At 71.2% G+C, this 10,007-nt stretch carries 11 protein-coding genes, 1 tRNA gene and 1 pseudogene; 7 read left to right on the forward strand and 6 right to left on the reverse strand.

What is annotated here, in order from left to right:
* Positions 1 to 106 (forward strand): annotated as a pseudogene (locus tag ACLFOB_RS12200) (IS5/IS1182 family transposase); the annotation flags it as partial.
* Positions 107 to 286: 180 nt separating this feature from the next.
* Here the strand turns inward: ACLFOB_RS12200 and ACLFOB_RS12205 are convergent.
* From ACLFOB_RS12205 to ACLFOB_RS12215, 3 genes are read right to left on the reverse strand one after another with little or no spacing between them, the layout of a single operon-like run.
* Positions 287 to 1,198, reverse strand: coding sequence for a U32 family peptidase (locus ACLFOB_RS12205; RefSeq protein WP_410926236.1), 912 nt, complete (start codon positions 1,196 to 1,198; stop codon positions 287 to 289).
* Positions 1,199 to 1,203: 5 nt separating this feature from the next.
* Positions 1,204 to 2,202: a peptidase U32 family protein gene (locus ACLFOB_RS12210; RefSeq protein ID WP_410926237.1), complete on the reverse strand. Its 999-nt coding sequence runs from the start codon at positions 2,200 to 2,202 to the stop codon at positions 1,204 to 1,206.
* Positions 2,199 to 2,726, reverse strand: coding sequence for an SCP2 domain-containing protein (locus ACLFOB_RS12215; RefSeq protein WP_410917972.1), 528 nt, complete (start codon positions 2,724 to 2,726; stop codon positions 2,199 to 2,201). Before ACLFOB_RS12215 ends, ACLFOB_RS12210 begins: the two co-directional genes overlap by 4 nt.
* Before the next feature lie 581 nt (positions 2,727 to 3,307).
* Here ACLFOB_RS12215 and ACLFOB_RS12220 point away from each other — a divergent pair.
* Positions 3,308 to 3,559, forward strand: a complete 252-nt coding sequence (locus tag ACLFOB_RS12220) for a hypothetical protein (RefSeq protein ID WP_410926238.1) — start codon at positions 3,308 to 3,310, stop codon at positions 3,557 to 3,559.
* Positions 3,560 to 3,594: 35 nt separating this feature from the next.
* Here the strand turns inward: ACLFOB_RS12220 and ACLFOB_RS12225 are convergent.
* Positions 3,595 to 3,669: transfer RNA gene (locus ACLFOB_RS12225), tRNA-Thr, on the reverse strand.
* Between the two features lie 302 nt (positions 3,670 to 3,971).
* On the opposite strand from ACLFOB_RS12225, the gene murA reads away from it, so the two are divergent.
* A complete protein-coding gene (gene murA, locus ACLFOB_RS12230) occupies positions 3,972 to 5,240 on the forward strand; it encodes a UDP-N-acetylglucosamine 1-carboxyvinyltransferase (protein WP_410926239.1) in 1,269 nt (422 codons plus the stop codon).
* Entirely contained in the window at positions 5,240 to 5,719 is a 480-nt protein-coding gene (locus tag ACLFOB_RS12235) for a DUF2948 family protein (protein WP_410917968.1), read from the forward strand. Before murA ends, ACLFOB_RS12235 begins: the two co-directional genes overlap by 1 nt.
* Before the next feature lie 90 nt (positions 5,720 to 5,809).
* Here ACLFOB_RS12235 and ACLFOB_RS12240 read toward each other — a convergent pair whose 3' ends face one another.
* Both ACLFOB_RS12240 and ACLFOB_RS12245 read right to left on the reverse strand, forming a co-directional pair.
* Positions 5,810 to 6,487 (reverse strand): nitroreductase, encoded by a 678-nt coding sequence (locus tag ACLFOB_RS12240; protein ID WP_410926240.1) that lies wholly within the window; start codon positions 6,485 to 6,487, stop codon positions 5,810 to 5,812.
* Positions 6,484 to 7,575 (reverse strand): CaiB/BaiF CoA transferase family protein, encoded by a 1,092-nt coding sequence (locus ACLFOB_RS12245; RefSeq protein WP_410926241.1) that lies wholly within the window; start codon positions 7,573 to 7,575, stop codon positions 6,484 to 6,486. The genes ACLFOB_RS12240 and ACLFOB_RS12245 overlap by 4 nt, the downstream gene beginning before the upstream one ends.
* A gap of 126 nt (positions 7,576 to 7,701) precedes the next feature.
* Here ACLFOB_RS12245 and ACLFOB_RS12250 point away from each other — a divergent pair, with 126 nt between their 5' ends.
* From ACLFOB_RS12250 to ACLFOB_RS12260, 3 genes are all read left to right on the forward strand, one after another.
* Positions 7,702 to 8,742 carry a phosphotransferase family protein gene (locus ACLFOB_RS12250; RefSeq protein WP_410926242.1) on the forward strand — a complete coding sequence of 347 codons (1,041 nt, stop codon included), beginning with the start codon at positions 7,702 to 7,704 and terminating at the stop codon, positions 8,740 to 8,742.
* A gap of 107 nt (positions 8,743 to 8,849) precedes the next feature.
* The gene (locus ACLFOB_RS12255) at positions 8,850 to 9,698 is read left to right on the forward strand and encodes an enoyl-CoA hydratase-related protein (RefSeq protein ID WP_410926243.1); all 849 of its coding nucleotides are present in this window, start codon (positions 8,850 to 8,852) and stop codon (positions 9,696 to 9,698) included.
* Positions 9,699 to 9,714: 16 nt separating this feature from the next.
* Positions 9,715 to 9,960: a sulfurtransferase TusA family protein gene (locus tag ACLFOB_RS12260; protein ID WP_410926244.1), complete on the forward strand. Its 246-nt coding sequence runs from the start codon at positions 9,715 to 9,717 to the stop codon at positions 9,958 to 9,960.
* Positions 9,961 to 10,007 lie beyond the last annotated feature (47 nt).

A 10,007-nucleotide genomic window follows, 5' to 3' on the forward strand; every position in this document is an offset into this window, starting at 1 on the left:
CTGGCGCCTGAAGGACTGGCGCCGCATCGCAACTCGGTACGACCGCTGCGGCGACCTGTTCCTGTCAGCCGTCTGCATCGCCTTGACGGTCATCTATTGGCTGTGAATCCTGACCGCAAGAAGCATCTGAGCCCTCGTCGAGGGTGCGAATATAGTAGACCAAAGGTATCAATGCCGCAACATGTCGCGACATTGAGGAGCTTCCTGAACGTCAAATCCGATGAGGATTTCGTTCTGGTGGTGGCATGGGCGATCGCGGTCCTTCTCGATCGAGGATATCCGGTGGTCAGGCGGGCGCCGCCATCGCGATCCTCCGGTAGCCGGCCGTGCCGTGGTAGAAGCCGTTGGCGAGCCCCGTTCCCTCGCAGAGCGCGGCGAGGCGCGCGTCGGCCTCGGCCACCTCGAGCGCGCCGTCCAGCACCTGCCGGAACACCGAGGCCACCGCGACCATGTCCGCCGCCTGCGGCATCAGGCGCAGGTGGGTGACGCCGTCGCCGATCAGCCGCCCCGTTTCGGGCAGAAGGTCGACGTAGCTTTCCGACTGGGTCTGGATGCCGTTGACGCGCAGGATCGGTGTGTCGTCCCGCGTCGACAGCGGCATGCCGTCGGGGTCTGCCTCGCAGACGAACTGGCAGTTGTCCTTCGTCCGCCCGTGCGAACGCGCGTGGTAGCAGCGCGCCGAGACCGCGAGCGAGGCGCGGCCGAAGACCTGCACCTCGACGCCGAGGCCGAGCGCGCCCGCCGCCTCAGCCGCCGCGGCGATCGCCTCGGCCGGCATCTCGGGCGGCAGGCAGACATGCGTCGCGCCCTGTCCGGCCATCCAGCGGATCGTTGCCTCGTTGTAGGCGTTCATGAAGGGGCCGATGCGGTGCGGGCGGTTGCCCCGCTCGAAGAGCCCGGCGGCGTTGTTCACCTCGATCTCGGGGCGCTCCATGGCGGCGAGAGCCGCGGTCGCCTTGCGCTCGCGTTTGAGCATCACCTCGGCGAGCGAGGAGACGATCACCGTCTTGCCCGCGCGCTCCAGCCGCTCGATCGTCGCCGGCAGGTCGGCCTCGTGGAAGGGCGCGCGCTTCGAGCAGATCACCTCACCCAGATAGACCTCGTCGACGGGCGCCTCGTCGGCGATGCGCGCGTAGAAGTCGCGCCGCGTCTCGGCGGGCCAGTGATAGGCGATCGGCCCCAGCGTCAGTTTCGTCATGTCTGTCACCGCCATTTCTTGGTCTCGAAGGCACCCTGGGTCTGCTTCTGCCCCTCGGTCAGGGCGACGAGGTCCGCAATGTTCGCCTCGCGGCCGGCGCGGATGTCGTCCACCGCCGCCCGGAAGGCCGCCACGACGTTGCGCACGTAGCTCTTGGAGCGCTGGCGCCCCTCGATCTTGAAGGCATGCACGCCCGCCTCGATCAGCTCCGGCAGGAGCCGCGAGAGGTTCAGGCTCACGGGCTCCTCGAAGGCGTAATAGCCGTCAGGCCGGTGCGGCGCGGCGTAGCGCCCCTTGCAGATGGTCGGATAGCCCGCCTTCTCCTCGGGGCCGAAGCGGTCGATGGTGAATCCCGCGAGCTGCGACGAGAGCGAGCCGTCCGCGCCGCGCACGTATTCCACGTCCGAGGCGGGCGAGCAGACGCCGTCCATGTTGGTGGACTGCCCGGTGAGGTAGTTCGTCAGGCTGCACCGCCCCTCCACCATCAGCCCGTGGTTGCCGAAGATGAAGGTCTCGATCTCGCAGGGGATCTCCTTGCGCAGTTCGCGGATCTCCGCGATGGTCAGGATGCGCGGCAGCACCACGCGCTTCACCCCGAAGTGGTCGCAGTAATAGCGGATCGCCTCGGGGCTGGAGGCCGCCGCCTGCACGGACAGGTGCAGCCGCACCTGCGGATGCGTCCGCGCGATGTAGTCGGCCACGCCCATGTCCGCGACGATGAAGGCGTCCACCCCGATGCGTGCGCCTGTGTCGGCGGCCTCGCGCCAGAGGTCCACCCGGCCCGCGGGCGGGTAGGTGTTCAGCGCGAGCAGAACCTTCGCGCCGCGCATGTGGGCGTAGACCACCGCGTCCTGAAGCTCCTGCGGCGTGAAGTTGAGGCCGGGGAAATTGCGCGCGTTGGTCGCGTCCTGAAAGCCGCAGTAGACGGCGTCGGCGCCCGCGTCCACGGCAGTGCGCAGGGCCGCGGGCGTGCCCGCGGGGCAGATCAGTTCGGCAAGGCTCATGGGGCCTCCTGTCCTTTGGTCTCGGTGAGATAGCGGCGGCGCAGCTGCGCGAGGATGGCACGGCCCGGCGGGCCGAACATCGCCGCCGTTTCCTCGGCGAGCGAGCCGTCCATGTCGTCGAGCGCGTTTCGCAGGCGCACGACCGCCTCGGTGTCGCCGGTCACCTCCAGGTCGCGCGAGAAGAAGGCCGCGTCGCCATCTTCCTCGGCGTCGATCAACTCGAGCAGCAGCATGAACCTGCCGCGGATCGTCGCCCCGGCCTGCGGCGCGGCGTCCCGCGGGACGGCCCGGAAGACGAGCGCCTCCGGGTCGGGCCGCAGGTGCAGCGCGAAGGGAAGCTCCACCGGGTCGATGAGGAAATCCGTCGTCTGATGCGGCCCGAGCCGCGCGAATAGCGACGGATGGCGTTCGGCGATACGGCGCACGACCCGCGCGAGCACGGGCTGCACCGCGAGACAGGCGAGCCGCGCGACGAGCGGCTCGCCCGGACGCCGGGCCGGGGCGCGGTCGTGCGTCACCAGCATCGGCATGCCTCCCTCATGGCGCCGGGGATCGGGACAATCCGGAAAACATCGGTCATCGGCAGGCCCTTTCGCAGCTTCGCCGCCCCGGCCTCTCGCAGGGGGACGAGGATTTGATGTCGGTGACGGGATTACAGCGCAGCGCAGCACCGCCGCAATCGCCAGACCGATGCCGCGACCTTGCGCCTCACTATGTCGAGCAGCGACAACAGGAGACACAGACATGACCGACCACGACAACGACCTGCCCGCGCGCCTTGTCTCGCCCGGCCCCGGCGGCGATCCGAGGCGGCGGCGCTTCTGTTCCACGCCGCGCCGCACGTCCGCAGGTTCATCGTCCTGTCGCTCTACACCGGGCGCAGGGCCAGCGCGCTGTTAGACCTGACGTGGACCCGCGTTGACCTGGACGCAGGCGTCATCCGGTTCCGCGAGGCCGGGGAGCGCGAAACCAACAAGAGGCGAGGCCGCGCGCGTATGCCGCGGCAACTGCGGGCTCATGTAAGCCGGTGGCATGAACAGCATGTCGCGCTCCCCGCGTGGCGCGAGGCGGTGACTCGCACGTCATCATGTTCCGCGGTGCGCGCGTGGGGAGCATCAAGACCGGCATCCACCGGGCCGCGGAGCGCGCCGGTCTGGACGGAGTGACGCCGCACGTCCTGAAGCACACCGCGATCACCTGGGCTGTCATGAGCGGCCACGCGGACGTTGAGGAATGGGCCGAGTTTTTCGACACGTCGCCCGAGACGATCCGGCGGCACTACTGGCACCATAGCCCGCGCCACCAGGCGCGCGCGGTGGAGGCAATCGAGCGGAGAGGACAGCAACTGTGCGGATAGCTGTGCAAGCCGAGGGCGCAATACCTGCTAAGTTCTGGTGCTGCCGGAGAGATTCGAACTCTCGGCCTCTCCCTTACCAAGGGAGTGCTCTACCCCTGAGCTACGGCAGCCCCGTGGCGGCGACGCGCGCTGTGCCCGGCCTTGCGTGGGGCGCCTGTTAGACGCTTCGCGGCAGGCGCGCAAGCGCAATCTGGACGGGCTTCGCCGGCTGCGGTAGACAGGAGCATGACCCGCGGATCGGACGACAGACAGCGCCGCGGCCCGCCGGAAGAAGACCGCAGGAAGCGGCTCGGCGCGCAGCTCAAGGCCAATCTCGCGCGGCGCAAGGCGCAGGCCCGGGCCCGCGGTGGCGGCTCGGACAACTCAGGCAGGACCGGGGAGGACACTCCGGCGGACGAAGGGCAGTAGGCACATGGATTCGATCGTCGTGACGGGCAACGGCCCGCTTTCCGGGCAGGTGCCCATCGCCGGGGCCAAGAATGCCTGTCTGGCACTGATGCCCGCCACGCTGCTCAGCGACGAGCCGCTCACGCTGACCAACGCGCCGCGGCTGTCGGACATCCGCACCATGACCGCGCTCCTGCAGTCGCTGGGCGCAGAGGTCGTGCCGCTGCAGGGCGGGCAGGTTCTGGCGCTGTCCTCGCATGACCTGATCGGGCATCTCGCGCATTACGACATCGTGCGCAAGATGCGTGCCTCGATCCTCGTGCTGGGTCCGCTGCTCGCGCGTGCGGGCGAGGCGGTGGTCTCGCTGCCCGGCGGCTGCGCGATCGGGGCGCGGCCGGTGGACCTGCACCTCTCCGGGCTCGAGGCACTGGGCGCGGAGATGGAGCTGCGCGAGGGTTACGTGCACGCCCGCGCGCCCAGGGGCGGGCTTGTCGGCGGGCGCGTGCGCTTTCCGCTCGTCTCCGTGGGCGCGACCGAGAACGTCCTGATGGCGGCGACGCTGGCGCGCGGGTCCACCGTGATCGAGAACGCCGCGCGCGAGCCAGAGATCGTGGACCTGGCCCGCTGCCTGCGCGCGATGGGCGCGCGCATCGAGGGCGAGGGCACGGACCGGATCGAGGTCGAGGGGGTGGAGCGGCTGTCGGGCGCGACGCACCGCGTGGTGGCCGACCGGATCGAGATGGGCACCTACATGCTGGTTCCCGCGATCTGCGGCGGCGAGGTCGAGTGCCTGGGCGGCGGCCTGGATCTGTTGCCCGGTTTCGCCGACAAGCTGGACGAGGCCGGCATCACGGTGCGCGCGACGGAGGATGGCGTGGCGGTGTCGCGCGGCAACGGCCGCGTCCGCGCCGTCGACGTGACCACGGCGCCCTACCCCGGCTTTCCCACCGACCTGCAGGCGCAGATGATGGCGCTGCTCTGCCTCGCCGACGGCGTCAGCGTGCTGGAAGAGCGCATCTTCGAGAATCGTTTCATGCACGCGCCCGAACTGATGCGCATGGGCGCGCGGATCGAGGTGCACGGCGGCACCGCGCGCGTCACCGGGGTGGACCGGCTGAAAGGTGCGCCCGTCATGGCCACCGACCTGCGCGCCAGCGTTTCGCTGATCCTGGCCGCGCTCGCCGCGCAGGGCGAGACGGTCGTGAACCGCGTCTATCACCTCGACCGCGGTTACGAGCGGGTCGAGGAAAAGCTTTCGGCGCTCGGCGCGAAGATCGAGAGGGTCGCCGCCTGATGACCGACGATGCGCGCTTCGCAGACGGGCGCGAGACGCCCCTGAACCTCGGCGCGCTCGACACCGACGACCTGCGGGTGCTCTCGGCGCTCGCACAGGACGCGGTGTTTCCCGCGACCGAGATGCGCTGGCAACCGGCGCGGCGGCGCTTCGCGCTGCTGCTCAACCGCTTCCGCTGGGAGGATCGTGCGGCGGCGCAGGCGCGGGGCCGGCCCGTGGAGCGTGTGCGGTCGTTGCTCGTGATCGAGGAGGTCCGGCAGGTTTCAAGCTTCGGCATCGACCGCCGCGATCCTGACACGGTCCTGTCGCTGCTGTCGCTCGACTACGACGGCCCGCCCGAAGGGCCGGGAACGCTGACACTCGTGCTGGCGGGCGACGGCGCGATCCGGCTGCAAGTCGAGGCGCTGGAGGCCCGGCTCAGGGATGTCACCCGGCCCTACGCCGCCCCCTCCGGCAAGACGCCGGACCACGGGCTCTGAGCGCTACGGACCGGGCACGCCGGCCCGGCAAGGGTGAGCTTCGGTCTGCCCTTCCCGTCGCTGCACCGAAAGGCTTCCGTCCGGCCATTGTCAGCCGCGCCAGTCGAGAACGTCCCCGGGCGCGGCGCGCTCGGTGCGATAGGAATTCGCTGGGTGGTCGGGATCGGCCAGCCCGAAGGCGATGCCGCAGACCAGCAGCCGGTCCTCCGGGATCGCGAACCAGTCGCGCAGGAATGGCGCCTGCGTCGCCAGCGCGGCCTGCGCGATGGTGGCGACGCCCGCGGCCTGCGCCGCGGTCATGAAGCCCGTGACGAAGGCGCCGCAGTCCAGCACCCCGTAGGTGCCCAGCGCCCGCGGGCTGGTCACGATCGCCACATGCGGCGCGCCGAAGAAGCGGAAGTTCTCCATCATCTGCCGGGCAGAGGCCGCGCGGTCGCCACGCTCGATCCCCAGCGCGCCGTAAAGCTGCCAGCCGCAGACCGAGCGACGCTCTTTGTAGATCCCCTCGTAGGCGGTTGGGAACGGGATGTCCGGTTCCGGCGCGGCCGCTTCCGCATGGGCGTGGAGCGCCACGCGCAGGCGGTCGGTCTCGGGCTTGCGGGTGACGATCAGTTGCCAGGGCTGGGTGTTGTTCCAGGACGCCACGCGCTGCGCGGTGGCCACGATGCGCGCGACACTCTCCTCGGGCACGGGATCCTCGCGGAAGGCGCGGCAGGACCAGCGCGCCGCCAGCAGCCGGTCGAGCGTGGCGAGGTCCTCGTCGCTCATCCCGGCGCCCCGGCCAGCCAGGCGCGGATCTGCGCGCCGTGCTCGCCACGCGCGGGCGCCGGACCGGGGGCCCGCGCCGCCCCGTCGAAGCGCGGGGCCGGCGCGGGTTGCAACGCGTCCTCTCCCGCAAGCCATGTGCCGCGTGCCGCAAGATGGGGATCGCGCGCCGCCTCCTCGGGCGTCAGCACCGGCGCGACGCAGGCGTCGGTGCCCGCGAACCGCGCCGCCCAGTCGTCGCGCGCGCGCTCGGCGAAGAGACCTGCCAGCCGCGCGGTCAGACGCGGCCAGCGCGCGGCGTCGAATTGCGTGGCGAAGTCCGGGTCGTCGGCAAGCCCCATGCCGTCCAGAAAGGCCGCGTAGAACTTCGGCTCGAGGCATTGCACCGCAACGAAGCCGCCGCAGGCGCAGGCATAGGTCCGGCACCAGTGCGGCCCGTCCAGCAGGCTCTGCCCGCGGGTCATCGACAGCGCCCCCTGCGGCGCCATCGACATCAGCAGCGCCATCATGTGCGCCGAGCCGTCGACGATCGCCGCGTCCACGACCGTTCCCGTCCCGGTGCCTTGCGCCCGCAGCAGTCCCGCCAGCATGCCCGCGACGAGGTAGAGCGCCCCGCCGCCGATGTCGCCCACCAGCGTCGGCGGCGTGAGCGGCGCGTCCCCGGGCGGCGAGGCATACCAGAGCGCACCCGACAGCGCGATGTAGTTCAGGTCGTGGCCCGCCTGCGCGGCGCGCGGCCCCGCCTGCCCCCAGCCGGTCATCCGGCCGTAGACCAGCGCGGGGTTGAGCGCGTGGGCCTCGGCCGGCCCCAGCCCCAGCCGCTCCATCACGCCGGGGCGAAAGCCCTCGATCAGCCCGTCGGCGCGGGCAATCAGCGCCTCCAGCACCGCGCGGTCGGCCGCGTCCTTGAGGTCGAGCGCGATGGACCGCTTGCCGCGGTCCAGCGGGCTGCGGTCGCCCAGGCCGGGCGTCTCGGGGGGCACCTTGCGGTGCACCACGATCACCTCGGCGCCAAGGTCGGCCAGCATCATGGCCGCGAAGGGCGCGGGCCCCAGCCCCTCGACCTCGACGATGCGAAACCCCTCCAGCATGCTTGCCTCCCTCGCCCGGCTCAGACTGCGCGCGAAGGCAGTCTTGCGCAAGACGGGCCGCGCCGCATCGCTTCCGGTTGACACGGGCCGCTCCTGCGGGTCCTCTCGACGCTGGAGGAGACAGGCATGACGGCGCAGGGCCTCGCCACGGGCGAGATCGACCAGACCGGCGCGCTGGAGGCGTGGCTCACCCGCGAGGTCGAGGGATTCGCGGGCCCGCTCACGCTGACGCGGTTTTCCGGCGGGCAGTCGAACCCGACCTGGCGGCTCGACACGCCGGGCCGCTCCTACGTGTTGCGCGCCAAGCCGCCCGGCAGGCTGCTGCCCTCGGCCCACGCGGTGGACCGCGAGTTCCGCGTGATGCGGGCGCTGAAGGGCTCGGGCGTGCCGGTGCCCGAGGTGCTGGCGCTCTGCGAGGACGAGGGCGTGATCGGGCGGATGTTCTACGTCATGGAGCATGTGCCGGGGCGCATCTTCTTCGACCAGCGCCTGCCCGGGATGACGCGCGACGAGCGTGCCGCAGTCTTCGACGACATGAACCGGGTGATCGCGCGGCTGCACAGCCTGCAACCCGCCGAGCTTGGCCTCGACGATTTCGGCAAGCACGGCGCCTACATGGCGCGGCAGGTCGGGCGATGGACCAAACAGTATCGCGCCTCAGAGACCGCGCCCAACCCCGCGATGGAGAGGCTGATCGCGTGGCTGCCCGCCCATCTGCCCGAAGAGCGGAAGGTAGGCGTGATTCACGGCGACTACCGGCTCGACAACCTGATGCTGCATCCGACGGAGCCGCGGGTGGTGGCGGTGCTGGACTGGGAGCTGTCGACGCTGGGCGACCCGATGGCGGATTTCGCCTATCACGCGCTGTCCTGGCGCGTGTCGCCCGACCTGTTCCGGGGGCTTGCGGGGGTGGATTTCGACGCGCTGGGCATCCCCGACGAGGACACCTATGTCGCGCGCTACCTCGAGCGCACCGGACAGTCCCGGCCCGGGAACTGGGAATTCTACCTCGCCTTCAGCCTGTTCCGCATCGCCGCGATCCTGCAGGGCATCGCCAGGCGCGCCGAGGAGGGCACGGCCGCCGACCCGAAGGCGGCTGAGACCGGCGCGCTGGCGCGCCCGTTGTCAGAGTTGGCCTGGCGGCTGGCGCGGGCGGCAGGGGGCTAGGGAGGCATCTGCGCGGGGCTGGCAGGCCCGCGCGCGAAATCTAGGTTAGGCTGGGCTCTTGCCAGCTGCGCATCTTGCGCCAGCCAGGGCCGGGAAAGAAGGGAGCCATGGTCTACGCGTCACGCGACAGCACCCGCGCGAGCCGCACGCTCCCGGCGACATCGACGCTGGACCTGGAGCATGGCGAGGGCTGGCTGACGATCTGGCTGAACGAACCTTCACAGCGCAATCCCCTGTCGCTGCAGCGCGTCGCCGACCTTGCGCGCGTCTGCGAGACGCTGGCGCTGCGCCCCGACATCCGCGGCGTGGTGTTTCGCGGCCGCGGCGGCGTTTTCTGCGCGGGCGGCGACATGACGGTCTTGCGCGGCGCGGCGCACGGCGAGGTCGAACGCGAGGCGCTGCTGCGCGCCTCGCGGGCGACCGGCGCGCTGATGCGGCGGGTCGCGACGCTGCCGCAACTGACGGTGATGGCGGTCGAGGGCGAGGCGCTGGCCGGCGGCTGCGGGCTGGCGGCAGCGGGCGACATCGTGGTGGCCGAAAGCCGCGCGGTCTTTGCCTTTGTCGAGACCACCATGGGCCTTGTCCCGGCGCAGGTGGCCCCGGTAGTGACCGCGCGGCTGGGCCAGCGGATGGCGCGGCGGCTCCTGCTGCTGGGCGACCGGCTCTCCGCCGGCGAGGCCCTGGCGGCCGGGCTGGCGGATCGCGTCGTCCCCGACGGCAGGGCGCTCGACGCGGAACTCGACGCCCTGCGCGCGCAGGCCGGGCTCTGCGCGCCCGGCGCCGTGGCGGCGACCAAGCGCCTGCTGATGGACCTGCCCGGTCTTTTCCCGGACGAACAGCTCGACATGGCCGCGCAGGTCTTCGCCGACCAGCTCGACAGCGCCGAGGGACGCGAGGGGCTGGAAAGCTTCTTTGGCAAGCGCCCGCCTGACTGGGTGGCGCAAGGGGATGGCTGAGGGGCCGCAACGACGGATGCAGAAGAAAAGTGGTATCACATGGGACCGCGAGGTTGACGCACGCGGCCTGATCTGCCCGCTGCCCGTGCTGCGCGCGCGCAAGCACCTGTCACAGATGGAGCAGGGTGCGGTGCTGCGCCTGCTGGCAGATGATCCCGTGGCCGTGGTGGACGTGCCGCATTTCTGCGCCGAGGCGGGGCACGATTTCCTGTGCATGGAGGAGGCCGAGGGCGCGCAGAGCTATCTGATCCGCCGGGGCTGAGGCGCGATCCGCACGCGCCTTGGTGCGGCACCGGCGGGCATCGTGGC

The sequence above is a fragment of the Rhodosalinus sp. genome (genome assembly GCF_046542825.1).
Classification (GTDB): Bacteria; Pseudomonadota; Alphaproteobacteria; order Rhodobacterales; family Rhodobacteraceae; genus Rhodosalinus.